The organism is Enterobacter sp. 4974935 (genome assembly GCF_058661735.1).
In genome coordinates this window covers 927,217-952,785 of the sequence record NZ_JBZWGT010000003.1, presented here as the reverse complement: position 1 = coordinate 952,785, position 25,569 = coordinate 927,217, and the positions used below count along the sequence as shown (strand labels likewise).

Here is a 25,569-nt window from a genome sequence, read left to right as displayed (position 1 = left end):
ATCGAAAAAGCCCTGCCATGTGCAGGGCTTTCTTTTGGTCACATCCAGTGGATTTGTTGCTGGCCTGATTGCGTCGGGTGCGGCGGCGCTGGTACTACTTCACCCGGCGAAACGATAAAGCTCTCGACCGTCTCAGTGGTGATGAACGTGCAACTGCAAATGATGTTTGTGCACTGATGATACAGCTCCTTGCCTGTGCGGCGCGCATGGCCTGCGCCTTTGAGCCGCACCAGCGCTGTCACTGGCTGGCAAAAACTGGAATAAAAAATGAATGCAAACTCATCCACTGATGCATGCACATCTAAAATTGTGAATCAACTCGTCCAATTAATGATTTCGTCCAGCCCGGAAAGTATTGCAGGAAAATAACTTTCATCCATTCCAAGACTATCACTGACTACGACGCTTTCAGCAGGATTTTCCGGCCTTAGCGTTAATGTTAAAAGCACCCCACGCCCTGTTGATGATGGTGAAAACACAAGATTTAACTGATTTTCTGTGCTATCAAAAATCACCTCACGAGCCTTCGTGCCATCAACTAAACTTCTATGTAACTCCCTGAGTTTAGCTTTAAGAGCATTAAGCTCTCCGACATTAAAGGATGCCTGATATTGTGTTTTAAGCTCGGGTAGTTCGTACTCCACATAGGTATGTATCCAGTCATACTCTGGTATGTCAGGGGTATTATCACGCCCAAAGGGAGAAATCCGTAAAATTTTCCTGTCGCTAATTATCTCAATCATATTCCCCCCATCACTTGTATAAAAAATGAGTTATTGTCCAGTCTTTCTCACGCACCAATACTTCTATCATATATTTTTTATAATAATAGGTTCCTTTTTTCGCCCGATTCTCAACAAGTTTATATATCTCAGATTCGTAACGAAAAAGACCTTGAGCCTTTTGAGGATCAGGCGTTCTTTTGCCGTAGCGAATAACTTTTTCCTGAAGTTGCAAGGGCACATATCGCGCGGGATTAAGCATATGTTTAGCAGGAGTTGCGGTCATTTTAAGGGTTCGTGCAGATAACCCCATTTTCAGCCGACCACGTAAGAGACTGATAGTAGCCTCACTGAGCCTCACAGTTACAGCGGTTTTAACTCCACTCTCCAGTAACGCTTTACCAGCCCGAAAAAGACGAAATGCACCCAAGGCAATTAATACGATGTCTGTTGGGTCAATCAGGGGGGCTTCTAGTGGCGCTTCTTCCAGCCTGACAAACATGCCGTCGGTATCATAAATCTGCCATAAACCGGGAGCCTGAGAGACTGAATAGCCAATACACATCCCGGTTTCGTCATCAACAATGGGTTTTGAATTCAGTGGAGGATTGCGGGGGCGAAATTCGAAGTATTCACCGGCTGGTAATGTTGACTGGAAGGTGTAGAAACGTCCTGGCTCGTCCGTAATTAATCCAACGCTCATTGTCCTAATTTCCTTTTGGGCTAACCTTTGGGGTCATCATAATGGACGTTTTTACTTCAATCTACTTTCCTGACTCTGATTTTATCGACTTAGAGGCTAACGCCTCGCCGCGCTCGTTGTTCAACACCACCGGCACTAAAAGCAAATTACAGCACCGGCGGTGCTGGCATTATTCGCGTATGGCTCATTTTAACCACCCATTTTTTTAGCATCATCAACAAGCTCGTCTGAATATTGCCAGGCTCCGTTATCAGCCACGAAGCCCCAGCCGAAATACCGTTAGTCATTTCATATCCAACAGCCAGCCCTGGCGGGTGTAAAATTTCGTGATTAATTATGAAAACCAGCCCCTTCTCGCTTAGTTCTTTCCAGTTCATGATTGTCATACCGCAGTCGGCGTCATCCAGCATCAACTGGAAACTCAACATTACATAATTTGCCACCCACTCAGTTAAATCGATAACATTCGTTACCCTCACTGACACGCGTTTTCGGTATACCCTCTTTCTTGTATCAGGCATGTTCACGAAGCTGATTCAACTTTAAGAGTTTGCTGGGGTGCACCCCGTTCATGGTTTGCCACCATTGGCAGAGGCTAACCCTGAAATGGCTTTCCTTAACAAAGCAGAAAGTGCGCTGCTGCTTAAGTCATTTACAGGTGAGGATCTGCTGGTTGCCCTGCTGGGGATTAGTACCGGCGGGCGGTGGTCAGAGCTGGCAACACTCAAACTGGCACAAATAGTAAACGGGCGCGTGACATTCCTGAAAATCAAAAACGCAAAAAAGCGCACTGTACCGATTTCTTCTGAGCTTGAATCGCTGATAAAGAAGAATACCAGCGGGAATCTGTTCAACGTCGATTACGTGAGTTTTTGCAAAGTGCTGAAGATGGTTAAACCTGATATTCCTGCAAATCAGGCAACGCATATTTTGCGTCATACCTTCGCAAGTCATTTCATGGTGAACGGGGGTAACATCATTTCATTACAGCAAATACAGGGTCATGCAAACATCCAGCAGACGATGACTTATGCGCATTTGTCACCGGAGTACCTGCAAAATGCCGTTACATTGAATCCGCTTTCAGGAGGGATATCGCTGTAGGTTCTGCTCCCCCCGGAGTGTCCACATTGCGTCCACACTTCGGGGTATTAGAAACGGTTCCAGATGGTTACAGCTTTTTTAAATTACTGTTTTTATTAGTGATAATTTAAATGGTTGATAAACCACATCCACCCATTATATGAAAAAAGCCAGCATTGCTGGCTTTTAGTATATACATCATCAGATTACTGGCGACTGTCATTTGCCTGGCGCAACAGCGTGCGGCTTTCACTCTGGAACCGCGTGGCGTAATCACCGAACCAGTGCTCCACTTTACGGAAACTGTCGATAAACGCTTGTTTATCGCCGTGTTCCAGCAAGGTGATCGCTTCGCCAAAACGCTGATAGTAGCGCTTGATCAGCGCCAGGTTATTTTCAGACGACATGATGATGTCGGCGTAAAGCTGTGGATCCTGGGCAAACAGTCGCCCGACCATCGCCAGCTCCAGACGATAGATTGGCGAGGAAAGCGCCAGCAATTGTTCAAGCTGAACGTTCTCTTCCGCCAGGTGCAGACCATAGGCGAAGGTTGCAAAGTGGCGCAGCGCCTGAATAAACGCCATGTTCTGATCGTGCTCAACCGCACTGATACGGTGCAAACGTGCCCCCCAGACCTGAATCTGTTCCAGGAACCACTGATACGCTTCCGGCTGACGACCATCGCAGTAAACCACTACCTGCTTCGCCAGGCTGCCGCTGTCCGGGCCAAACATCGGGTGTAACCCAAGCACGGGCCCGGTGTGCGCCGCCAGCATTGCCTGTAGAGGGCCATTTTTAACGGACGCCAGATCCACCAGAATGCAATCTTCCGGCAGCGGAGGAAGTTTCGCGATAATCTGCTCCGTCACATGAATCGGTACGCTGACGATAACCATTCCGGCATCCTTAATGAGCTCCGGCGCATGCGGCCAGTCCTCTTTTTCCAGGATGCGCACCTGATAGCCAGAAAGCGTCAGCATTTTTTCAAACAGACGCCCCATCTGGCCGCCGCCACCGACAATCACCACCGGACGCAGCGACGGACAGAGAGTTTTGAAGCCCTTGTCGTTTTCGCTGGAATAGGATTCCCGCATCACACGACGCAGGACATCTTCAATTAAGTCCGGTGAAACGCCCAGCGCCTGTGCCTCTTTACGGCGGGAGGCGAGCATAGAGGCCTCACGCTCCGGAACGTAAATTGGCAGGCCGTATTTGCTTTTAACTTCGCCGACCTCAGCAACCAGTGCCATGCGGCGCGCCAGCAGGTCCAGCAACGCCTTATCCACTTCATCAATTTGATCGCGTAATGCGGTCAATTCAGCAACCATAACTATCCTCTTATGCCAGACGCGTCGCCAGCTGGCCGTTCAAATCTTTGTGGATCTCACGCAGTAGCGCATCAGTGGTTTCCCAGCTGATGCAAGCATCCGTGACGGAGACGCCGGGCTTCATCGCGCTACGCGGCTGTTCCGATGACTGATTGCCTTCATGAATATTACTTTCAATCATCAGGCCGATAATTGAACTGTTACCATCTTTAATCTGTGCAATCACAGATTCTGCAACCGCAGGCTGGCGACGGTAATCTTTATTCGAATTACCATGACTGCAATCTACCATCAGCGCCGGACGCAGTCCCGCCTGTTCCATCTCTTTTTCACACTGCGCGACATCCGCCGGGCTGTAGTTTGGCGCTTTACCACCGCGCAGGATCACATGCCCGTCCGGATTGCCCTGCGTTTGCAGCAGGCATACCTGGCCCGCCTGGTTGATCCCGACAAAACGATGGGGCATGGCGGCGGCGCGCATGGCGTTAATCGCCGTGGCCAGGCTGCCGTCGGTACCGTTTTTAAAACCAACCGGCATAGACAGGCCAGACGCCATCTCGCGGTGGGTTTGTGACTCGGTGGTGCGCGCCCCAATCGCAGACCAGCTAAACAGATCGCCGAGGTACTGCGGGCTGTTCGGATCCAGCGCTTCGGTTGCCAGCGGCAGCCCCATGCTGACGAGCTCCACCAGCAGGCGACGCGCAATCTTCAGGCCCGCTTCCACATCAAACGAGCCATCCATGTGCGGATCGTTAATCAACCCTTTCCAGCCAACCGTTGTACGTGGCTTTTCAAAATAGACGCGCATCACCAGATAGAGGCTATCGCTGACCTCCTCCGCTAATGCTTTAAATCGACGAGCGTACTCAATGGCGGTTTCAGGATCGTGAATGGAGCAAGGACCACATACCACCAGCAGGCGCGGATCGCGGCCTGCGATAATGTCAGAAATGGTCTGGCGAGAGTGCTCAATCTGAGCTTCCTGCGCGACGCTCAGCGGGAATTCCGCCTTCAGTTGTTCCGGGGTGATTAACACCTGTTCGTCAGTGATATGTACGTTGTTCAGCGCGTCTTTTTGCATGATTGCGATCCTGTAAAACTCGTTTGCGATAGTGGTTTTCCTCGAAGAGGTGACACAACGATAACACATCAAGTAAAGATTTCAATCCAAAATACGTACAGATTATTTTACATCAGCCATTTAAATGCCAAATCACAGGTTAAAATCGTAAACATAAAATTACACATGCGCTTTTAACGCCAGTCTACGCTCACACCAGGCACGCTATCCCGGCGCTGGCCGTTAGCTTAATTATCCTCGGGTGAATTGAGGGAAAGTTGCGTGGCTACATAAATCCTGGCAACAAAAAATGAATAAAAGTATGAATTCCAGCAGACTTAATTGAGCCTGCCTAAATTACTTTGAATATCGTGCTCTGTAAGATTTAGCTTAGGTCAAGACAGGGATATTTCTGACATAATGACGGCTTTGAGAAAGAATGGTATTCTGCCGGAAATTCATAAGGGCATCTATTTCCGGGGCGGTTTGGCGGATTCTGATGAGAAATACATTCTTGATCGCTTTGCTTCACCTCCCCCTGGCGCTAATGCTGTTCATTTTGGTGAGCCCTGTAAGGGCAGGCTCGCTCACGGAAACGGATAAATCGGTACGTTCGATTGTTTCTGGTATTGTAAGCTACACCCGATGGCCAGCACTTTCCGGCCAGCCTAAGCTCTGTATTTATGCCTCTTCCCGTTACAGACAGGCGCTCAGCAGTGAAGATGTAAATAACCCGTTGCCCTATAGTCCTGTCATTGTGCATAGCGATCGGGAAGCACTCACAGCAAGGTGCGATGCCCTCTATTTCGGGAGCGAATCACCGGCAAAACAACAGGAAATAATAAATCACTATCAGGGCCAGGCGTTGCTATTAATGTCAGAGCAAAATCCTGAATGCGTTATTGGCAGCGCATTTTGTCTGATAATAGAGCACAACAAGGTCAGGTTTTCCGTAAATCTGGATGCGCTGACGCGCAGTGGCGTAAGAGTCAATCCGGATGTATTAATGCTCGCACGGAATAAGAAGCATGAATAAGGAAGTCACACCAACACCGCGTCCGACGTTTAAAAGAACGTTGCGGCGAATCAGCATGATAAGCGTCATTATTACGATGACGTTTATATGGTTGCTGCTGTGTTTCGCTTCCGTGGTGACATTAAAGCAATACGCGCAAAAAAACCTCGAACTCACCGGCGCCACCATGAGCCACAGCCTTGAGGCCTCTCTGGTGTTCAACGATGCCGTGGCGGCAAATGAAACGCTGGCGACCCTCGGCAAGCAGGGGCAATTTGCCGTGGCGGAAGTGCTTAATGCACATCATAAACGGTTTGCCTGGTGGTCGTGGAACCCGGCGGATAATACCGACACGCTGGGCGCGCTGGTCAACCGGTGGTTGTTCCCTGTTCCTGTCGCACAGCCCATCATACATAACGGTAATGTGATTGGCGAAATTCGTCTGACCGCACGAGACAGCCTGATTAGCCACTTTATCTGGCTCTCATTTGCGGTCCTCACCGGCTGCATTCTTTTTGCCTCTGCCGTCGCATTGACCATCACCCGCTCGCTACATCATGGCATGGTTGTTGAAATGCAAAACATCACTGACGTTGTGCATGACGTCCGTACCAACCGCAACTTCTCTCGCCGGGTAACGGAAGGCCGCATCGAAGAGTTCCACCAGTTTGGTGAAGACTTCAACAGCCTGCTGGATGAAATGGAAGAGTGGCAGCTCAAGCTACAGGCGAAAAACGCTCAACTGTTGCGTACCGCCATGCACGATCCGCTCACGGGGCTTGCAAACCGCGCCGCGTTTCGCAACAACATTGCGGCCTTAATGAATGACGCTTCGGCAAAGACCAATTCTGCCCTGCTCTTCCTGGATGGTGATAACTTCAAGTTTATTAACGACACCTGGGGCCATGCCGCGGGCGACTGCGTACTGATCGAAGCCGCAAAAAGGATGGTCGAATTTGGCGAAAAACGTCATCAGTCTTACCGTCTTGGCGGCGACGAGTTTGCCATGATCCTTTATGGCGTCCACACCGCGCGTGAGGTCGAATATATTTGCGCTGCGCTGTCGCAGCAATTTATCCGTCCGTTTGATCTGCATAACGGACACACAGCATCAATGTCACTCAGCATTGGCTTTGCTCTGGCGTGGGAAAATGCCTCCGTCGAGGCATTACTGGAGCAAGCCGATCGCAATATGTACCTGGTCAAAAACCAGCGTTCGAAAACAATACCCTGAAAGGAAGACGATATGTTGAAGCGATACATCGCGCCGTTGTTACTGGCATCTCTGGTTATGTCCGGGTGCCAGACGCCGGAGGGTAAATTCACACCAGAGCAAATCGCGGCCATGAAGTCCTACGGCTTTAACGAACTGAATGGCGACTGGTCCCTGGGCCTGTCGGATAAGATCCTGTTTGATAAAAATGACGCCAGACTGCGTCCGGAAAGTGAAACGCAGATCCAGACTATGGCCTCACGTCTGGCGGCAACCGGTCTGAATCACGCCCGGATGGACGGCCATACGGATAACTATGGCGAAGAGAGCTACAACGAAGCGCTTTCGTTAAAACGTGCCAATGTTGTAGCGGATGCCTGGGCGAAGGGCGCGAACATCCCGCGCAGCAACCTCACTACGCGGGGTTTAGGCAAAAAATACCCTCTCAGCAGCAACCGTACTGCGCAAGGGCGCGCTGAAAACCGCCGTGTTGCGGTAGTTATCAGCACGCCTTAAGGCTATTTAGCGGATGTGCCGGCGAGCGACACGCCTGAAGCCGCTCGCCAGCGCAGCCAGTCAATCACGATAAATACCGCCAGACTGACGCCCATTACCGGCAACGCCAGCCCCAGCAGGAGGCTTATCATGAACGTCACTCCCCTTCCCCACAGCGGCAATGCCAGCCAGCTTTGACAGAGCGTCTGTACCGGGTTCGCGGCTGACGTCGCAGGACGACGCATCCACCACATCCGGTATCCCCAGATAATCAGCACGCACAGCGCAACGCCAAACGCGATGAGCAGCAGCTGATTTGCCAGACCAAACAGGATCCCCATATGGAAATCCACGCCCCAGCGGGTGAGTTTAGCCATCAGCGGGAAATCCCCAAAGCGAGTCCTGTCCAGCACCTTCAGAGAGTGGGGGTCCACGGCAACGGCATCAACCTGCGTCGGCCAGCGGCGATCGATTTCCGTCACCGTCCAGGCCTGGTCGACCCTGCTTGCCGGACGGATCTCAACGTTGTTCGCATCAATTCCTGACTGGCGGGCGGCTTGCAATACGCTGTCAAAAAGCGACAGTACAACAGGCATTTCAGGCATCGACATTCCGCCGTGATGACCACGATGTTCGGCGTGTTCATCCATCATTTCCGGCGCACCGGAAAGGGTGGTGTTTACCTGCGGCGTCAGCCAGTTCATCTCTGCACGCAGCTTATCGACGTTGCCACCGGCCCATTGTGACCAGGTTAACCCGGTGACTGAGAACAGCAGCATTCCCGCCAGTAACGTCCAGCCTAAGATCACATGCAGGCGACGACGATTCTGGAAACGATTGTTAATACGGCGCTTCGGTCGGGTATAGAACCACAGCGCGATCCCGCCCAGGGCAGCAACCCACATCCACGAGGCGGCTAACTCGCTATAGAGGCGCCCGAGGTTGCCCAGCATCAGCGAGGTATGCAGATAATCGATAGTCTGACGCAGCGGTAAAATCCCGCTGGTGCCGTAGACGGTCATATCCCCTCGAACCTCAAGGCTGGCGGGATCAATAAAAATAGCCCGATGCTCGGAGGGACCCAGCGCCGGGTCGGCAAACATCACGCGGGTCGTTTCGCCCTCTTCCAGCCCCGGACGAACGGCATGCAGACGCAGATCTGATTCTACGGCCTTTTCGGCCGCGGCAATTTGTGCAGCAAGAGGCTGCGTCTCACCCACGGCATCCGTGTGGAGTGCATGATGGTACAGCGCATTTTCAAGCTGCGGCGTGGCGACATACAGCGTACCGGTCAACGCTGCGAAGAAAATAAACGGACCAACAAACAGCCCGATATAGAAATGGAGGCGACGCAGCAGGTTTCCCCATGCCGCGCGCGGAGTGCAGGTAGTCATACTTTTCCTTTTTAAGGCAAAAAGTGAGTGATTTTGTTTTAAAGGGAGAAAGCAGACCGACGCGGCGGCGCGCGGGTATCGGGGTAAAGCCAGGGGAAAAAGTGCCAGTGGCTGACCGCCTGACGAGGCGGCTTCATGCGCAACCGCTGCAACACCACGCTGAGCAGAACGATAAGCGCCAGCATCACGCCCGGCACATGCGCTAACAGCACGCAGTAGCCGCAAGCTTCCGCATGGTCAACTGGCATGGAATGCGGCATATCCCCATGATGCTCGTCCATCGACATCATGCTCATGTCATGGTGCATGCCCGGCATGGCGCTCATGGGATCTTTTTGCAGCGAGACGGAGATCAGCGGCGCCACGACGATCAGCAGGATCGCAAATAGCGCGGTCAATGCCGCTGCGCGTTTCCAGCTATGCTGATGCAGTACGTTATCCACTTACCCTCCCCCCAAGAGGCGAACATTGTAAATGATTTATGACGGAAGGGTTAACGCGAGAGGTGCGATGGGATAAAAAAAGGGCCAGCCTTTCGGCCAGCCCTTTCTGACAGGATGTCGCTTAAGCGAATCTTAGTTCAGACGCTCTTTAATACGAGCAGACTTACCAGTACGCTCACGCAGGTAGTACAGTTTAGCTTTACGTACAGCACCACGACGTTTAACAGCAATGCTGTCAACTACCGGAGAGTGAGTCTGGAAGACACGCTCAACGCCTTCGCCGTTGGAAATTTTACGAACAGTGAATGCAGAGTGCAGACCGCGGTTACGAATAGCGATAACCACGCCCTCGAATGCCTGCAGACGTTTTTTGGAACCTTCAACAACCCATACTTTCACTTCCACGGTGTCACCTGGACGGAAGGAAGGTACGTCCTGCTTCATCTGCTCTTGTTCAAGTTGCTTAATAATGTTGCTCATAATTTAATCTCTTATCCTGGGTAAACTGATATTCGGGAGCGTATTACGCTTTCCCATCATGTTCATGCTGCTGGTGCGCGTGTTCAGTTTTGAACTCGGCCAGCAACTTTGCTTGCTCTTCAGTCAGAGCCAGGTTTTCCAGAAGTTCAGGTCTTCTAAGCCAGGTTCGGCCCAGCGACTGCTTCAAACGCCAGCGACGTATCTCGGCATGGTTTCCAGACAGTAACACTGCCGGGACTTCCATCCCTTCTAACACTTCAGGACGAGTATAGTGTGGACAGTCCAGTAACCCATCGGCAAAGGAATCTTCCGTTGCCGAAGCTTCATGGCCCAGAACCCCCGGAATAAACCGGGCGACGGAGTCAATCAGCGTCATTGCCGGTAACTCACCACCGCTGAGAACGTAATCGCCGATAGACCATTCTTCGTCAATCTCGGTTTGAATTACGCGCTCATCTATCCCTTCGTAGCGACCACAGACCAGAATCAGCTTTTGATTCGTCGCCAGTTCGCTCACGCCCGCTTGATCAAGCTTGCGTCCCTGAGGTGACAGATAAATCACCTTTGCGCCTTCACCTGCCGCGGCTTTTGCTGTGTGAATGGCGTCCCGTAAGGGTTGCACCATCATCAACATCCCCGGTCCGCCGCCGTAAGGACGATCGTCCACGGTACGGTGCCGGTCATGCGTGAAGTCACGAGGACTCCAGCTCTGGATGCTCAGCAGGCCATTCTTTACTGCCCGGCCAGTTACCCCGTAATCGGTAATCGCGCGGAACATTTCAGGAAACAGGCTAATTATGCCAATCCACATAGCGCCGTCTTTTACCGTTTATCCGGAGAATTTAAAAACCAGGATCCCAATCTACTTCAATGGTTTGAGTAGTGAGATCGACTTTCTTGATAACCTGTCCATCGAGGAACGGAACCAACCGCTCCTTGATGCCAAATGCATCTTTCAGGTTTGCCTTAATGACGAGAACGTCATTTGACCCGGTTTCCATCATGTCGATGACTTTCCCCAGGCTGTAGCCTTCAGTGGTCACTACCTGGCAACCCATAAGGTCTTTCCAGTAGTAGTCACCCTCTTCCAGTTGCGGCAACTGCGACGAATCCACGACAATTTCACAATTAGTCAGCGCATTCGCGGCATCTCGATCGTCAATGCCTTTCAGCTTGATGATGATGTCCTGATTGTGGTGACGCCAGCTTTCCAGCTCGACCTCTTCCCACTTACCGGCTTTCTGGATAAACCAGGGCTGGTAATCAAAAATGCTATCAGCGTCTTCAGTGGAGGAAAACACTCTGAGCCAACCACGGATACCGTAGCAAGAACCCATTTTTCCCAATACGATCGGTTCAACAGGTGCTTTATTGCTCATCATGACCACCGTGACAGATTAAGCTGCTTTGTTTGCTGCTTTGATCAGCGTAGCAACGCGATCGGAAACAGTAGCGCCCTGGCCAACCCAGTGAGCGATACGATCCAGATCCAGACGAGTTTCTTCTTCTGCGCCAGAGGCCAGTGGGTTGAAGAAACCAACGCGCTCAATGAAGCGACCGTTGCGTGCATTACGGCTGTCAGTCACAACAACCTGGTAGAACGGACGCTTTTTAGCGCCGTGACGTGCTAAACGAATAGTTACCATAACATCCTCTTGTGTGAATAAAACAACCGGGCCCCATCGAGGAACGGAGCCCGGGTGTCATATTAAAAGCCCGAAAATTTTACTCATTTTCGGGCAAAAAGCAATCTCAAAAGCGATTATCGCCCAGGAAAACCGGGCGGCATCATGCCTTTCATGCCGCGCATCATCTTCGCCATGCCGCCTTTCTTCATTTTCTTCATCATGCGCTGCATGTCATCGAACTGTTTCAGAAGGCGGTTAACGTCCTGGACCTGCATGCCGCAACCGGCTGCGATACGGCGCTTGCGGGAACCTTTGATGATTTCTGGCTTCGCGCGCTCTTTCAGCGTCATCGAGTTGATGATTGCCTCCATACGCACCAGCACTTTGTCATCCATCTGGGATTTGACGTTGTCCGGGATCTGCCCCATACCCGGCAGTTTACCCATCAGGCTTGCCATACCGCCCATGTTTTTCATCTGACGCAGTTGCTCAAGGAAGTCGGTCAGATCGAAACCGTCACCTTTTTTCAGCTTGCTGGCGAGTTTTTCAGCCTGCGCGCGGTCAACCTTGCTTTCGATATCCTCGATCAGCGACAGCACGTCGCCCATGCCGAGGATACGGGAGGCAATACGATCCGGGTGGAACGGCTCCAGCGCTTCGGTTTTCTCGCCCACGCCGAGGAACTTAATTGGCTTACCAGTGATATGACGTATAGACAGCGCCGCACCGCCGCGAGCGTCGCCGTCGACTTTGGTCAGCACCACGCCGGTTAACGGCAGGGCTTCGTTAAACGCTTTTGCGGTGTTTGCCGCATCCTGACCGGTCATGGCGTCGACAACAAACAGGGTCTCTACCGGATTGATAGAAGCATGAACCTGCTTGATTTCGTCCATCATCGCTTCGTCAACGTGCAGTCGACCGGCGGTATCCACCAGCAGCACGTCGTAGAATTTCAGCTTCGCCTCTTTCAGCGCCGCGTTAACGATGTCAACAGGCTTCTGCGCCACGTCGGACGGGAAGAAGTCTACGCCAACCTGCTCGGCCAGCGTTTCCAGCTGTTTGATCGCCGCCGGGCGATACACGTCCGCCGAAACCACCAGCACTTTTTTCTTGTGCTTTTCGCGCAGGAATTTCCCCAGCTTACCGACGCTGGTGGTTTTACCCGCACCTTGCAGACCCGCCATCAGCACGACTGCTGGTGGCTGAGCCGCCAGGTTAAGCACCTGATTCTCTTCGCCCATCGCCGAAACCAGCTCGTTACGGACGATTTTGACGAACTCCTGACCCGGAGTCAGGCTCTTGTTAACTTCATGACCAACCGCTTTCCCTTTCACGCGGTTGATAAAATCACGCACGACCGGCAACGCAACGTCTGCTTCCAGCAGCGCCATGCGCACTTCGCGCAGCGTTTCCTTGATGTTCTCTTCGGTGAGGCGTCCACGGCCGCTGATGTTGCGCAGCGTGCGCGACAAACGATCGGTTAAATTATCAAACATTGTCTCTCGCCTGGGGTAGAAACGTTAGGTCGCCTGGGCGACACATACACAGAATTTTGCCGGAGTATAACATGAAGGCGCCTTTGTTGTTATGCAACGGTTGGAGCAGGCGTCACGTAACGTTATACTGCTTCTCTTTCTTATTAAGACAACTGTCGACGCCTATATGCCTGTTTTCGCACTGATCGCCCTTGTTGCCTACTCTGTCAGCCTCGCGCTGATCATTCCTGGCCTGCTGCAAAAAAACAGCGGCTGGCGGCGCATGGCTATTCTTTCGGCAGTGATCGCACTGATTAGCCATGCGTTTGCGCTGGAATCACGCATCATTCCCGGCGACGGCAGCGTGCAAAATCTGAGCGTGCTGAACGTCGGCTCGCTGGTCAGCCTGATGATCTGTACGGTCATGACCATTGTCGCGTCTAAAAATCGTGGCTGGCTGCTGCTGCCGATAGTCTACGCCTTTGCGCTGATCAACCTGGCGTTAGCCACGTTCATGCCCAATGAGTTTATTACCCATCTGGAAGCCACGCCGGGGATGCTGGTGCATATCGGCCTGTCTCTATTCTCCTACGCGACGCTGATCATCGCCGCCCTTTACGCCATGCAGCTCGCCTGGATCGACTACCGGCTGAAAAATAAAAAGCTGGCGTTTAACCATGAAATGCCGCCGCTGATGGTGATTGAGCGTAAGATGTTCCATATCACCCAGGTCGGCGTGGTTTTGCTGACGCTGACGCTGTGCACGGGCTTGTTTTATATGAAGAACCTGTTCAGCGTGGAGAATATCGATAAAGCGGTCCTCTCCATCATCGCGTGGTTTGTCTATATTGTCCTGTTATGGGGCCATTATCATGAAGGCTGGCGCGGTCGTCGCGTGGTCTGGTTCAACGTTGCGGGTGCGGGCATTCTCACGCTTGCCTATTTTGGTAGCCGCTTCATACAGCAATTTGCTGGCTAAGTAACAAAAGGAGTTCCCCCTGGAACACATCTCTACCACCACGCTGATCGTCATTCTGGTCATCATGGTGGTCATCTCCGCTTATTTCTCTGGCTCTGAAACCGGCATGATGACGCTGAACCGCTACCGGTTACGTCATCGCGCCAAGCAGGGTAACCGTGCCGCGCGTCGTGTCGAAAAGCTTCTGCGTAAGCCGGACCGTCTGATTAGCCTGGTGCTTATCGGTAACAACCTGGTCAATATTCTCGCCTCTGCACTGGGCACCATCGTCGGGATGCGTCTGTACGGCAACGCAGGCGTGGCGATTGCCACAGGTGTGCTCACGTTTGTGGTGCTGGTGTTTGCGGAAGTGCTGCCCAAAACCATCGCGGCGCTTTACCCGGAAAAAGTCGCCTACCCGAGCAGTTTCCTGTTAGCACCGCTGCTTATTCTGATGATGCCGCTGGTCTGGCTGCTGAATATGGTGACACGGGTGCTGATGCGCATGGTTGGTATAAAGGCAGACGTCACCATCAGTAGCGCGCTCAGCAAAGACGAACTGCGTACCATCGTGAACGAATCCCGCTCGCAGATCTCCCGTCGCAATCAGGACATGCTCCTGTCGGTGCTGGATCTGGAAAAGGTCAGCGTTGACGACATTATGGTGCCGCGCAATGAAATCGTCGGGATTGATATTAACGACGACTGGAAGGCCATTGTCCGCCAGCTGACGCACTCCCCGCACGGGCGTATCGTCCTCTATCGCGATTCTCTCGACGATGCCATCAGCATGCTGCGTGTGCGCGAGGCCTATCGTCTGATGACTGAGAAAAACGAGTTCACCAAAGAAGTGATGCTGCGCGCCGCCGACGAAATTTACTACGTGCCGGAAGGCACCCCACTCAGCACGCAGCTGGTGAAGTTCCAGCGAAACAAGAAGAAAGTCGGTCTGGTGGTGGATGAATACGGCGACATACAGGGGCTGGTGACGGTCGAAGATATTCTGGAAGAGATTGTCGGGGACTTTACCACGTCAATGTCGCCTTCCCTTGCAGAAGAAGTCACCCCGCAAAACGACGGGTCAGTGCTTATCGACGGCAGCGCCAACATTCGTGAAATCAATAAAGCGTTTAACTGGCATTTGCCGGAAGACGAAGCGCGGACGATGAACGGAATGATCCTGGAAGCGCTGGAAGAGATCCCGGCGGCAGGCACGCGCGTGCGCATTGAGCAGTATGATATTGATATTCTGGACGTTCAGGACAATATGATTAAGCAGGTGAAGGTCCTGCCCGTTAAACCTTTACGCGAAAGTATCGCCGAGTAATGTTGTAGGCCGGGTAAGGCGAAACCGCCACCCGGCACTACGGGTCGGCAAATTACGCTTTCGCTTTCGCCACGGTCACCATCGCAGCGCGAATAGTACGACCGTTCAGGGTATACCCTTTCTGCATCACGCCCAGCACGTTACCCGCGGCAACGTCTTCGGATTCCACCATCGCAATGGCCTGGTGAACGTTTGGATCCAGCGGTACATCCGTATCGGCAATCACTTCAACACCGAACTTACGCACCACATCCAGCATGGATTTCAGCGTCAGCTCGATGCCTTCAATCATCGCCGCATTATCCGGATTAGCTTTATCCGCCACTTCCAGCGCGCGATCCAGGCTGTCGATCACCGGAAGCAGTTCGTTGACGAATTTCTCCAGCGCAAATTTGTGCGCCTTTTCAACGTCCAGCTCGGTACGACGGCGCAGGTTTTCCATTTCCGCTTTGATACGCAGTACGCCATCGCGTTCGCGATTCTGCGCTTCTACCAACTGAGCTTCCAGATTGGCAATTTTTTCATCGCGCGGGTCCACCTGCTCAGCAGACGTGTCTGGCTCTACTGCCTCAACTTCATCGTGCTGTTCCGTGATAATTTCTTCAGGGGCTTGCCCCTCAGGCGTTTTCTGTTCTTTACTACTCATGAATTTCTCCGCGTTTTTCTGCATTCATCTCGCTAACTTCGCTTATTATGGGGATCAGTTTCCTGGATTCAAGGGAACAAGGCAGATTGTCATCATTCATCAGGCACAAGGACCTCCAGAAAATGAATAATCATTTCAGGTGTATTGGGATCGTCGGCCATCCGCGTCACCCTACCGCATTGACGACACATGAAATGTTGTATCGCTGGCTGTGTGGTAAAGGCTATGAAGTGATGGTCGAGCAGCAGATCGCCCAGGAGTTGCAGCTTAAAAGCGTCAGAACCGGCACGCTGGCGGAAATTGGCCAGCAGGCGGATCTCGCCGTGGTGGTCGGCGGCGACGGCAATATGCTGGGCGCGGCGCGAACGCTGGCTCGCTATGATATTAAGGTTATTGGTATTAACCGTGGCAATCTTGGTTTCCTGACCGACCTCGACCCGGACAATGCGCAACAGCAGCTGGCGGACGTGCTGGAAGGTCACTATATCAGTGAAAAACGGTTTTTACTTGAAGCCCAGGTCTGCCAGCAGGATTGCCAGAAGCGCATCAGCACCGCTATTAACGAGGTGGTTCTCCACCCTGGTAAAGTGGCGCACATGATCGAGTTCGAAGTCTATATCGACGAAATCTTCGCTTTCTCGCAGCGCTCTGACGGGCTGATTATTTCAACCCCGACGGGGTCAACTGCCTACTCGCTTTCAGCCGGAGGCCCAATCCTGACGCCATCGCTGGATGCGATCACCCTGGTGCCGATGTTCCCGCATACGCTCTCGGCGCGTCCGCTGGTGATCAACGGCGACAGCACCATCCGCCTGCGTTTTTCACATCGCCGCAGCGACCTGGAGATCAGCTGCGACAGCCAGATTGCGCTTCCCATTCAGGAAGGAGAAGATGTCCTCATTCGCCGCTGCGATTATCACCTGAACCTTATCCATCCAAAAGATTACAGTTATTTCAATACATTAAGCTCAAAACTCGGCTGGTCAAAAAAATTGTTCTGATTTTACATCCAGCGCTTTACTGTATATAAAACCAGTTTATACTGTATACAAACACAGTTATGGTTTTTCATACAGGAAAACAATTATGCTGGCACAACTGACCATCAGCAACTTTGCCATTGTTCGTGAGCTTGAGATCGACTTCCATAGTGGAATGACGGCGATTACCGGTGAAACCGGTGCAGGTAAATCCATTGCCATTGATGCCCTCGGCTTGTGCCTCGGCGGTCGTGCAGAGGGTGATATGGTGCGCACAGGTGCGGCCCGTGCCGATCTCTGCGCCCGCTTCTCGTTAAAAGACACGCCTGCCGCCCTGCGATGGCTGGAAGCGAACCAGCTGGAAGATGGACGTGAGTGTTTACTTCGTCGCGTCATCAGCAGTGACGGCCGCTCCCGCGGTTTTATCAATGGTACAGCGGTTCCCCTTTCCCAGCTTCGCGAGCTGGGCCAGCTGCTCATCCAGATCCATGGTCAGCACGCGCACCAGCAGCTAATCAAACCCGAGCAGCAGAAAGCCTTGCTCGATGGCTACGCGGGTGAGTACGCGCTTACTCAACTCATGGCTGAGCACTATCGTCAGTGGCATCAAAGCTGCCGCGAACTTGCGCAGCATCAACAGCAAAGCCAGGAGCGTACCGCGCGCGCCGAGCTGCTGGAATATCAGTTGAAAGAGCTGAACGAATTTAACCCTCAGGCGGGTGAATTTGAGCAAATCGACGAGGAGTACAAGCGTCTGGCCAACAGCGGTCAGCTGCTTTCCATCAGTCAGAATGCCCTGAACATGCTGGCGGATGGCGAAGACGTGAATTTGCAGAGCCAACTATATACCGTGCGTCAGCTTGTGACCGAACTGACCGGCATGGACAATAAGCTTTCTGGCGTACTGGAAATGCTGGAAGAGGCCGCAATTCAGATTTCAGAAGCCGGGGATGAGCTGCGCCACTACTGTGAACGTCTGGATCTCGACCCGAACCGTCTGTTCGAGCTTGAGCAACGCATCTCCCGTCAGATTTCACTGGCGCGTAAGCATCACGTTACCCCGGAAGAGCTGCCGAATTACTATCAGTCTCTGCTGGAGGAACAGCAGCAGCTGGACGATCAGGCCGATTCCCTCGAAACCTTGTCTCTGGCGGTTAATCTGCATCATCAGCAGGCGCTGGAAACGGCGAAACGGCTGCACGACGTGCGACAGCACTATGCTCTGGAGCTTAGCCAGCATATTACCGACAGCATGCATACGCTGGCGATGCCGCATGGGGTGTTCACTATTGATGTTCGCTTTGAAGAGCATCACCTGACGGCGGAAGGCGCAGACCGCGTTGAATTCCGCGTCACCACCAACCCAGGCCAGCCTTTACAGGCGATTTCGAAAGTGGCTTCTGGCGGTGAACTGTCGCGTATCGCCCTGGCCATTCAGGTGATTACCGCCCGTAAAATGGAAACCCCGGCGTTGATTTTCGATGAAGTGGATGTGGGTATCAGCGGCCCGACCGCGGCCGTTGTCGGCAAACTGCTGCGTCAGTTGGGTGAATCGACGCAGGTTATGTGTGTGACTCACCTGCCGCAGGTCGCCGGCTGTGGTCATCACCACTTTATCGTTAGCAAGGAAACCGATGGCGAAATGACGGAAACGCACATGAAGCCGCTGGATAAACGCTCACGCTTGCAGGAGCTGGCACGCCTGCTGGGGGGCAGTGAAGTCACCCGTAATACGCTCGCGAATGCGAAAGAACTGCTGGCGGCATAAACTTTTTCGGGATCTCAGGGTCATACAGAACAACAAAAACGCCGCCAGACCAGTTTCAAAGTGGGGCAAGGTCTATTATCATCGGCATATTACATATGAGCCGCGTACTGCTCGGGCCCGAAAAGGAATCAAATCACTATGCGCTGTAAAACGCTGACCGCTGCCGCAGCGGTTCTTCTGATGTTGACCGCAGGCTGTTCCACTCTGGAGAAAGTGGTTTACCGTCCTGACATCAACCAGGGGAACTACCTTACTCCTAACGATGTGTCCAAAATCCGCGTAGGTATGACACAACAGCAGGTCGCTTATGCCCTGGGAACCCCGATGATGTCCGATCCGTTCGGCACAAACACCTGGTTCTATGTATTCCGCCAGCAGCCTGGTCATGAAGATGTGACCCAGCAAACCCTGACGCTGACCTTCAGCAGTGCCGGTGTGCTGACCAACATCGACAACAAGCCTGCCCTGACCAAATAATCAGGCGTCAGCAACGCAAAAAGGTGCTCAATGAGCACCTTTTTTGTGTATGTTTATTTGGCTATTTACCGGATTTCTCTGCTCGCTGACGGCGCAACTCTTTCGGGTCGGCAATCAGCGGACGATAGATTTCAACCCTGTCGCCCTCTTTCAGCACATCACCGAGCTTAACCGGACGGCTATAAATGCCGACTTTATTCTTCGCCAGGTCAATATCACGGCGAAGTTCAAGGATGCCGGAGGCCCGGATAGCCGCCTCAACGGTGGCGCCCTCTTCAAGCGTCACGCGCTGCAAATACTGCTTCTCCGGCAGCGCATACACCACCTCAACAGCAATCTTATGCGACACTGTAAACCTCTTTGGCGCGCGTGGTGAACGCCTGAACCATATTCGAGGCCAGCTCTTTAAATATTCGGCCAAACGCCAGTTCGATCAGCTTATTGGTAAATTCAAAATCCAGATGAAACTCAATGCGGCAGGCGTCAGCGCTCAGTGGCGTAAACTTCCACCCTCCCATCAGTTTTTTAAACGGACCATCCACCAGATGCATCAAAATACTCTGATTGCTCGTCAGGATATTGCGCGTGGTGAACGTTTTGCTGATCCCCGCTTTGGAGACATCCACGGCCGCAGTCATCTGCGTCGGGCCGGATTCCAGCACCCGACTACCGGTGCATCCTGGAATAAATTCCGGATAGGACTGAACGTCGTTCACTAACTGATACATTTGTTCCGCGCTGTAGGGAACAAGCGCAGTACGGCTAATCTGAGGCATAGCATTTTCCATGGTCACACAACAGACAAATAATAACATTTATCACCTGTTAAAAAAACGCTAAGCCTTATCTCGTGCTAAGATAGCGCGTTAGACCTCACAGGACGCAATGAGGTGACTTTTTAAAATCAGATTACCGACGGCTTTACGACACTTATGACGAAGAAAAAAGCACATAAACCTGGTTCGGCGACCATTGCGCTCAACAAGCGTGCTCGCCACGAGTATTTCATCGAAGAAGAATTCGAGGCCGGCCTTGCGTTGCAGGGCTGGGAAGTAAAATCGCTGCGTGCCGGGAAAGCCAATATCGGCGACAGCTACGTGATCCTGAAAGACGGTGAGGCCTTCCTGTTCGGCGCGAACTTTACGCCGCTGACCGTCGCCTCTTCACATTACGTCTGCGATCCAACCCGCACCCGTAAGCTGCTGCTGAACAAGCGCGAGCTGGAATCCCTCTACGGACGCATCAACCGCGAAGGCTTCACCGTGGTTGCGCTCTCTTTGTACTGGAAAAACGCCTGGTGCAAAGTGAAAATCGGCGTGGCGAAAGGTAAGAAACAGCACGACAAGCGTACTGACCTGAAAGCACGCGAGTGGCAGCTCGACAAAGCACGTATCATGAAAAACGCAGGACGTTGATTCTGCGCGCTTATTGTACTATTCAATAAGTTAGCGTTTCGGGCTGGTATCGAGGAAGTGAAATCTGGTATACTGAGTTCAACACTATTGGGGCTGATTCTGGATTCGACGGGATTTGCGAAACCCAAGGTGCATGCCGAGGGGCGGTTTGCCTCGTTAAAAGCCGCAAAAAAATAGTCGCAAACGACGAAAACTACGCTTTAGCAGCTTAATAACCTGCTAAGAGCCCTCTCTCCCTAGCTTCCGCTCTTAAGACGGGGATCAAAGAGAGGTCAAACCCAAAAGAGATCGCGTGGAAACCCTGCCTGGGGTTGAAGCGTTAAAACTAATCAGGCTAGTTCGTTAGTGGCGTGTTTGTCCGCAGCTGGCGTGCGAATGTAAAGATAAACTAAGCATGTAGTACCGAGGATGTAGAAATTTCGGACGCGGGTTCAACTCCCGCCAGCTCCACCAAAATTCTCCATCGGTGATTACCAGAGTCATCCGATGAAGTCCTGAAAGCCCGCACGGCGCCAGCCCTGCGGGCTTTTTTGTGCCTTCAATACATCTCTTGACGCTGAAATCCGCTCACCCAAGGCAAGCGGATACCCTTCTCTATGATGGCGGTGGCTAAACGTCTTGCTAGGCCATGGTAGTTTCCAGCATCGAATCTACCATATCCATCTCTTCACGGCTGAGCAGCATTTCGATATTGACCAGGATGATCATTCTGTTTTCCAACACGCCAAGCCCAAGAAGATAGCGGCTTGATAGCATGGACGCGAAGTCCGGCGTCGGTTTAATCTGATCCATGTCCATCGACAGCACGTCAACCACACCGTCTACCACGATTCCTACAACGCGATTATTGAGGTTAAGGATGATCACCACCGTACTGTCATCCTGCTGAACGTTAGGGAGACTGAAGCGCACGCGAAGGTCAACTATTGGCACTATCACACCGCGCAGGTTGGTCACGCCAGTGATAAAACCTGGCGCGTTCGGGATACGAGTAACGCTATCGCATCCACGTATCTCTTGTACCTTCAGAATGTCGATCCCATATTCTTCGTTACCGAGACGAAAAACCAGATACTCCTGCGCAATGGCCTCCGCGCCCGCAGGCTTTGTCGTTGTTTGGGTCATGCTGTTACTCCTTGCTTGCCGAACATCGGCCTGACATGGTTTTCCTTTTGTCCGTTTATCGTCGACAGTTCAACCACGTCGAGGATTAGCGCAACGCTGCCATCACCGAGAATGGTCGCGGCTGAAACGCCCGGTACTTTGCGATAGTTCTGTTCGAGGTTTTTTACCACAACCTGTTGCTGACCAATGAGCTGATCGACCCACAGGGCATAGCGGCATCCAGCGCTTTGGACGATCACCACAATGCCATCTTCAGGTGCGCTCTCGCCGGGCACCGATAGGCGCTGACGCAGCATCACCAGCGGAAGATATTCGCCACGAATTTGCAGCAGGCGTTCCTCCCCAACGAAGCGGCAGAGCATATCCTCGCCGGGCCTCAGCGATTCCATTACCGCGCCGAGCGGCAGAACATAGATCTCCTGTCCAACTTTCACCAGCATGCCATCAAGGATTGCCAGCGTCAGCGGTAGAATAATGCGTATCGTCGTGCCTTCTCCCGGCTTTGAAAGGACTTCGACATGGCCGCCCATGGCCATAATGTTACGACGGACCACGTCCATACCCACGCCGCGCCCGGAAACGTCCGTCACGCTTTCTGCGGTGGAAAATCCCGCGGCGAAAATCAGCATCCATACGTCCTCATCGCTGAGGGTGTCGCTGATATTCATTCCCTGGGAGCGGGCTTTCGCGAGGATTTTCTCCCGGTTCAGTCCGGCACCATCATCAGTCACCTCAATGATGATATTGCCGCCATGATGTTCCGCCGAGAGGATAAGATTGCCCACTACCGACTTCCCCTTACGGGCACGTTCTTCTTTCTGCTCAATGCCGTGATCGAGACTGTTACGCACCAGATGAGTCAGTGGGTCGATAATGCGTTCGATCAGGCTCTTATCCAGCTCGGCCGAGCCGCCACGAAGAGTTAACTCTATCTCTTTGTTCAGGCGTGAGCCCAGATCGTGCACCAGCCGCGGGAAGCGGCTAAACACGTAATCCATTGGCATCATTCGAATCGACATGACTGATGACTGAAGCTCGCGCGTATTGCGCTCCATTTGCGCCACGCAGCTGGAGAGCATATCGTAGCTTGCTGGATCAAGTTTTTTGGAAAGCTGAGATAGCATAGCCTGGGTGATAATCAGCTCACCCACCTGGTTAATGATCTGGTCGACTTTACTGACCGCCACGCGAATGCTGCCTGATTCCTGGCTATTACTGCGGGCTGGTGCCGGTGCGGCAGGTCGCGCAGCAGGTTCTGAACGCTCCGCTTCTACAGGGGCTTTCTGCGCAACAGGAGGAGTCGGTTCAACGGACGCTGGATGACCGACATGTTCGATAAGGATTTGCGACTCTTCAAGCACAAAGCACAGCACCGCGGAGATATCGTCGGCAGAGGCACTCGTGCGCAGCTGAACCACCAGGCCATCATCAGCCTTCTCGGTCGCGACAATCTCTCCCATGTGGGATAACTCTTCCTGAAGCATTGCCCGCTCGCTTTCAGGAATTTTCTTCAACGTCACGCAGAGTAAAGGCTCACCATCAGCTGCCCCCTGCTGCGTCGCGGCTTTGTCTTGCAACTCGACTGCCGGCTGGGCATGTTTATCTTCCAGAGCAATCTTGCGCAGGGCTTCACAAATATATCGATAACTCGCTTCATCAGGTTCCTGCGAAGACTGATAGGCTTCCAGTTGCGCTTGCATAATGTCTTTACATTCCAGAAATAGATTAACGGTCGTTCCGTTAAGCGAGCGTTCTCCGGCTCGCACCTGGTCAAACAGGTTCTCAAGTAGATGCGTGGTCTCTTGCAGGGCATTAAAGCCAAAAGTCCCTGCCCCGCCTTTCAAAGAATGCGCTGCGCGAAACATGGCATTTACCTGTTCAGGATTCGGCGATGCGGCATCTATCTCCAGTAAATGCTTCTCCATCTCGGCCAGCAGCTCTTCCGCTTCGGTAAAAAAGATTTCGGTGAAATCATTCATGTCCATCGCTATACCCCCTTACCTCCTGCTGCGTAGTGTTGTTCAGGACGTTTTCTGGGCGATGCATGCGCGTGTCTTCCAGACGGATATCCTGTTCTTTGGTTTTACTTAATACCAAAATGCTAATACGGCGATTCGCCGGACTTGAGGGATCACTTTTTTCTAAAGGCATACGGCTTCCCGTGCCGATCACGCGAAGAAAACGCTCATCGTCAAGACCTGCTTTAACCAGCACGCGGCGCGCGGCGTTGGCGCGTCCGGAAGAAAGTTCCCAGTTACTGTATCCGGAGGTGCCGCCCGCATAGGGAAGCGAGTCGGTATGGCCGGTGAGACTGATTTTATTGGGCAACTCCTGCAACAGCGGCACAAGCGCCTGCAAAATGCCGTTCATATAGGATTCCGGCAGTTCGCTGCCTACTCTAAACATAGGACGATCCTGGCTGTCGGTGATCTGGATGAGCAGCCCGTCGTTGGTAAGACGCAGCATAATGTTGGATTTAAAGTTATTGAGCCGCGGATCGGTTTCGATCATCTGCTGCAATTTATCTCTGGCTTTTTTCAGGCTTTCCATCCAACGCTGCCGCTCGCCCTGCACCCGCTTATGATTCGCCACTTCTCCGTCCTGCTTCATCAGATCGTCACCGCCGCCGGGGATGACGCTGTCACTCAGGCTGGTTTTGTCTCCATTGGCCATAGATGGCTTAAGCGGCATGCGGAAGTAATCGGCAATCATCTCCCGCTGCACCGTACTGGACTGAGAAATCAGCCACATCACCAGGAAGAACGCCATCATGGCGGTCATAAAATCGGCGTAAGCGATTTTCCACGTACCCCCGTGATGGGCATGCTTTTTCTTCTTTCGCTTGCGCGAAATGATGATTGGAGAATCGTTTTTCATGCGGCGGCATCCGCAGACTTAGACTTAAGGCTGGCGCTGGACTTCACTTCCCGCACGTGTTCTTCAAGCTCCTCAAAGGAAGGCCGTTCGCTGGTGAAAATGGTTTTACGGCCAAACTCCACGGCAATTTGTGGCGCATAGCCGTTTAAACTGGAGAGCAGCGTGACTTTTATGCACTGAAGGATTTTGACCTGGTCGGAACTCATCTGACGCAGCAGGGTGGCGAGCGGTAAAACAAACCCGTAGGCAATCAAAATTCCGAGGAACGTGCCCACCAGCGCGTGGCCAATCAGCATTCCGAGCTCGGCTGCGGGTCGGTCTGCTGCACCGAGCGCGTTCACTACCCCCATGACGGCAGCCACAATACCAAAGGCCGGAAAGGCATCGCCGACGGTATTGAGACTGTGGGCCGGAACCTCAAGCTCCTCTTCGCAGGTTTCAATCTCTTCGTCCATTAACGCTTCGATTTCATGCGAGTTCATACTCCCGCCGATCATGAGGCGGAAGTAATCGAGGATAAAGTTGCTTAACATCGGATCGTTCATCAGACGAGGATAAGCGCTGAAAATTTCGCTGCCCGCCGGATCTTCAATGTCCTTTTCAAGTGACATTAATCCCTGAACACGGCTTTTTGACAGCAGCAAAAACATGAGTGCCATCAGGTCCATATAAACCGTTTTGTTGTAGCGTTTCCCCACGAACAGCTTCACGATGGCTTTACCCGTCGCCTTAAGGGATTTGATGTTATTACCAACAATAAAAGCGCCGACCCCGGCACCGCCGATAATTAACAACTCCAAAGGCTGGAACAGCGCGAGCAGATTACCACCAGACAGCACGAACCCACCAAATACAGTAGCAATAACAACAAGATAGCCAAAGATAACTAACACACTCTCTCCTTTTTACTCGCTGACCGATGTCGAGTGCCGTGGCATCGAATAAACGCCATCCTGT

Annotated in this window: 29 protein-coding genes, 1 other RNA gene and 1 pseudogene; 11 read left to right on the top strand and 20 right to left on the bottom strand. The window is 52.5% G+C overall.

Going from position 1 to position 25,569, the window contains the following annotated elements; genetic code table 11:
• Positions 1 to 38: 38 nt before the first annotated feature.
• From AC4OVS_RS05815 to AC4OVS_RS05800, 4 genes are all read right to left on the bottom strand, one after another.
• A complete protein-coding gene (locus tag AC4OVS_RS05815) occupies positions 39 to 242 on the bottom strand; it encodes an ogr/Delta-like zinc finger family protein (protein ID WP_071788728.1) in 204 nt (67 codons plus the stop codon).
• A 72-nt stretch (positions 243 to 314) separates the two neighbouring features.
• The gene (locus tag AC4OVS_RS05810) at positions 315 to 743 is read right to left on the bottom strand and encodes a WapI family immunity protein (protein WP_023298399.1); all 429 of its coding nucleotides are present in this window, start codon (positions 741 to 743) and stop codon (positions 315 to 317) included.
• Between the two features lie 10 nt (positions 744 to 753).
• A complete protein-coding gene (locus tag AC4OVS_RS05805) occupies positions 754 to 1,425 on the bottom strand; it encodes a hypothetical protein (RefSeq protein WP_023298400.1) in 672 nt (223 codons plus the stop codon).
• A 146-nt stretch (positions 1,426 to 1,571) separates the two neighbouring features.
• Entirely contained in the window at positions 1,572 to 1,802 is a 231-nt protein-coding gene (locus AC4OVS_RS05800) for a DUF7415 domain-containing protein (RefSeq protein WP_479438191.1), read from the bottom strand.
• A gap of 124 nt (positions 1,803 to 1,926) precedes the next feature.
• Between AC4OVS_RS05800 and AC4OVS_RS05795 the strand changes: the two are divergent.
• Positions 1,927 to 2,529, top strand: a pseudogene (locus AC4OVS_RS05795) (tyrosine-type recombinase/integrase); the annotation flags it as partial.
• A gap of 185 nt (positions 2,530 to 2,714) precedes the next feature.
• Here the strand turns inward: AC4OVS_RS05795 and tyrA are convergent.
• Positions 2,715 to 3,836, bottom strand: coding sequence for a bifunctional chorismate mutase/prephenate dehydrogenase (tyrA, locus tag AC4OVS_RS05790; protein ID WP_023298402.1), 1,122 nt, complete (start codon positions 3,834 to 3,836; stop codon positions 2,715 to 2,717).
• Between the two features lie 10 nt (positions 3,837 to 3,846).
• Positions 3,847 to 4,917, bottom strand: a complete 1,071-nt coding sequence (aroF, locus tag AC4OVS_RS05785; protein ID WP_491922252.1) for a 3-deoxy-7-phosphoheptulonate synthase AroF — start codon at positions 4,915 to 4,917, stop codon at positions 3,847 to 3,849.
• Positions 4,918 to 5,395: 478 nt separating this feature from the next.
• On the opposite strand from aroF, the gene yfiR reads away from it, so the two are divergent.
• Genes yfiR through AC4OVS_RS05770 form a run of 3 tightly spaced genes read left to right on the top strand, consistent with a single transcriptional unit; the run spans position 5,396 to position 7,640 of the window.
• Complete coding sequence (gene yfiR / locus AC4OVS_RS05780) at positions 5,396 to 5,932, top strand: regulatory sequestration protein YfiR (RefSeq protein WP_058646296.1); 537 nt, start codon at positions 5,396 to 5,398, stop codon at positions 5,930 to 5,932.
• Positions 5,925 to 7,145 carry a diguanylate cyclase DgcN/YfiN gene (gene dgcN, locus AC4OVS_RS05775; RefSeq protein ID WP_045308387.1) on the top strand — a complete coding sequence of 407 codons (1,221 nt, stop codon included), beginning with the start codon at positions 5,925 to 5,927 and terminating at the stop codon, positions 7,143 to 7,145. Before yfiR ends, dgcN begins: the two co-directional genes overlap by 8 nt.
• Before the next feature lie 12 nt (positions 7,146 to 7,157).
• Positions 7,158 to 7,640 (top strand): OmpA family protein, encoded by a 483-nt coding sequence (locus AC4OVS_RS05770; protein ID WP_045308388.1) that lies wholly within the window; start codon positions 7,158 to 7,160, stop codon positions 7,638 to 7,640.
• A gap of 2 nt (positions 7,641 to 7,642) precedes the next feature.
• Here AC4OVS_RS05770 and AC4OVS_RS05765 read toward each other — a convergent pair whose 3' ends face one another.
• The 7 genes from AC4OVS_RS05765 to ffh all read right to left on the bottom strand — a co-directional run bounded on the left by AC4OVS_RS05765 (position 7,643) and on the right by ffh (position 13,060).
• Positions 7,643 to 9,013, bottom strand: a complete 1,371-nt coding sequence (locus AC4OVS_RS05765) for a PepSY-associated TM helix domain-containing protein (protein ID WP_491922251.1) — start codon at positions 9,011 to 9,013, stop codon at positions 7,643 to 7,645.
• A 38-nt stretch (positions 9,014 to 9,051) separates the two neighbouring features.
• Entirely contained in the window at positions 9,052 to 9,456 is a 405-nt protein-coding gene (locus tag AC4OVS_RS05760; protein ID WP_022649065.1) for a DUF2946 domain-containing protein, read from the bottom strand.
• A gap of 132 nt (positions 9,457 to 9,588) precedes the next feature.
• Positions 9,589 to 9,936 (bottom strand): 50S ribosomal protein L19, encoded by a 348-nt coding sequence (rplS, locus tag AC4OVS_RS05755; RefSeq protein ID WP_002914145.1) that lies wholly within the window; start codon positions 9,934 to 9,936, stop codon positions 9,589 to 9,591.
• A gap of 43 nt (positions 9,937 to 9,979) precedes the next feature.
• Positions 9,980 to 10,747, bottom strand: a complete 768-nt coding sequence (trmD, locus tag AC4OVS_RS05750) for a tRNA (guanosine(37)-N1)-methyltransferase TrmD (protein WP_003863138.1) — start codon at positions 10,745 to 10,747, stop codon at positions 9,980 to 9,982.
• 31 nt (positions 10,748 to 10,778) lie between these two features.
• Complete coding sequence (gene rimM, locus AC4OVS_RS05745) at positions 10,779 to 11,318, bottom strand: ribosome maturation factor RimM (RefSeq protein ID WP_003863136.1); 540 nt, start codon at positions 11,316 to 11,318, stop codon at positions 10,779 to 10,781.
• A gap of 15 nt (positions 11,319 to 11,333) precedes the next feature.
• A complete protein-coding gene (gene rpsP, locus AC4OVS_RS05740; protein ID WP_022649067.1) occupies positions 11,334 to 11,582 on the bottom strand; it encodes a 30S ribosomal protein S16 in 249 nt (82 codons plus the stop codon).
• A gap of 116 nt (positions 11,583 to 11,698) precedes the next feature.
• Complete coding sequence (gene ffh / locus AC4OVS_RS05735) at positions 11,699 to 13,060, bottom strand: signal recognition particle protein (protein ID WP_491922250.1); 1,362 nt, start codon at positions 13,058 to 13,060, stop codon at positions 11,699 to 11,701.
• Between the two features lie 166 nt (positions 13,061 to 13,226).
• Here ffh and AC4OVS_RS05730 point away from each other — a divergent pair, with 166 nt between their 5' ends.
• On the top strand, positions 13,227 to 14,018 hold the full coding sequence (locus tag AC4OVS_RS05730; RefSeq protein ID WP_491922249.1) for a cytochrome C assembly family protein: 792 nt from the start codon (positions 13,227 to 13,229) through the stop codon (positions 14,016 to 14,018).
• Positions 14,019 to 14,037: 19 nt separating this feature from the next.
• Positions 14,038 to 15,324, top strand: a complete 1,287-nt coding sequence (locus tag AC4OVS_RS05725; RefSeq protein ID WP_026094274.1) for an HlyC/CorC family transporter — start codon at positions 14,038 to 14,040, stop codon at positions 15,322 to 15,324.
• 52 nt (positions 15,325 to 15,376) lie between these two features.
• On the opposite strand, the gene grpE is transcribed toward AC4OVS_RS05725, so the two are convergent.
• A complete protein-coding gene (gene grpE, locus AC4OVS_RS05720) occupies positions 15,377 to 15,970 on the bottom strand; it encodes a nucleotide exchange factor GrpE (RefSeq protein WP_003863126.1) in 594 nt (197 codons plus the stop codon).
• A gap of 122 nt (positions 15,971 to 16,092) precedes the next feature.
• On the opposite strand from grpE, the gene nadK reads away from it, so the two are divergent.
• The 3 genes from nadK (at position 16,093) to bamE (ending at position 19,195) form a co-directional block, all read left to right on the top strand.
• Positions 16,093 to 16,971: an NAD(+) kinase gene (gene nadK / locus AC4OVS_RS05715; protein WP_022649070.1), complete on the top strand. Its 879-nt coding sequence runs from the start codon at positions 16,093 to 16,095 to the stop codon at positions 16,969 to 16,971.
• An 85-nt stretch (positions 16,972 to 17,056) separates the two neighbouring features.
• Positions 17,057 to 18,718, top strand: coding sequence for a DNA repair protein RecN (gene recN, locus AC4OVS_RS05710; RefSeq protein ID WP_022649071.1), 1,662 nt, complete (start codon positions 17,057 to 17,059; stop codon positions 18,716 to 18,718).
• A 138-nt stretch (positions 18,719 to 18,856) separates the two neighbouring features.
• On the top strand, positions 18,857 to 19,195 hold the full coding sequence (bamE, locus tag AC4OVS_RS05705) for an outer membrane protein assembly factor BamE (RefSeq protein WP_003863121.1): 339 nt from the start codon (positions 18,857 to 18,859) through the stop codon (positions 19,193 to 19,195).
• Between the two features lie 61 nt (positions 19,196 to 19,256).
• Here bamE and AC4OVS_RS05700 read toward each other — a convergent pair whose 3' ends face one another.
• Together AC4OVS_RS05700 and AC4OVS_RS05695 are read right to left on the bottom strand one after the other, a co-directional pair.
• On the bottom strand, positions 19,257 to 19,544 hold the full coding sequence (locus AC4OVS_RS05700) for an RnfH family protein (protein ID WP_003863119.1): 288 nt from the start codon (positions 19,542 to 19,544) through the stop codon (positions 19,257 to 19,259).
• Positions 19,534 to 19,971, bottom strand: a complete 438-nt coding sequence (locus tag AC4OVS_RS05695; protein WP_196344390.1) for a type II toxin-antitoxin system RatA family toxin — start codon at positions 19,969 to 19,971, stop codon at positions 19,534 to 19,536. Before AC4OVS_RS05695 ends, AC4OVS_RS05700 begins: the two co-directional genes overlap by 11 nt.
• Positions 19,972 to 20,127: 156 nt before the next feature.
• Between AC4OVS_RS05695 and smpB the strand changes: the two genes are divergently transcribed.
• Together smpB and ssrA are read left to right on the top strand one after the other, a co-directional pair.
• Entirely contained in the window at positions 20,128 to 20,610 is a 483-nt protein-coding gene (gene smpB, locus AC4OVS_RS05690) for an SsrA-binding protein SmpB (RefSeq protein ID WP_003863115.1), read from the top strand.
• 89 nt (positions 20,611 to 20,699) lie between these two features.
• Positions 20,700 to 21,063, top strand: a transfer-messenger RNA (tmRNA) gene (ssrA, locus tag AC4OVS_RS05685).
• Positions 21,064 to 21,231: 168 nt separating this feature from the next.
• Here ssrA and AC4OVS_RS05680 read toward each other — a convergent pair.
• Genes AC4OVS_RS05680 through motA form a run of 4 tightly spaced genes read right to left on the bottom strand, consistent with a single transcriptional unit; the run spans position 21,232 to position 25,505 of the window.
• Complete coding sequence (locus AC4OVS_RS05680) at positions 21,232 to 21,735, bottom strand: chemotaxis protein CheW (protein ID WP_323633826.1); 504 nt, start codon at positions 21,733 to 21,735, stop codon at positions 21,232 to 21,234.
• Entirely contained in the window at positions 21,732 to 23,720 is a 1,989-nt protein-coding gene (gene cheA / locus AC4OVS_RS05675) for a chemotaxis protein CheA (RefSeq protein ID WP_491922248.1), read from the bottom strand. Before cheA ends, AC4OVS_RS05680 begins: the two co-directional genes overlap by 4 nt.
• Positions 23,707 to 24,612, bottom strand: a complete 906-nt coding sequence (gene motB, locus AC4OVS_RS05670) for a flagellar motor protein MotB (RefSeq protein ID WP_180243116.1) — start codon at positions 24,610 to 24,612, stop codon at positions 23,707 to 23,709. Before motB ends, cheA begins: the two co-directional genes overlap by 14 nt.
• Complete coding sequence (motA, locus tag AC4OVS_RS05665) at positions 24,609 to 25,505, bottom strand: flagellar motor stator protein MotA (RefSeq protein ID WP_063865268.1); 897 nt, start codon at positions 25,503 to 25,505, stop codon at positions 24,609 to 24,611. The genes motB and motA overlap by 4 nt, the downstream gene beginning before the upstream one ends.
• Positions 25,506 to 25,569 lie beyond the last annotated feature (64 nt).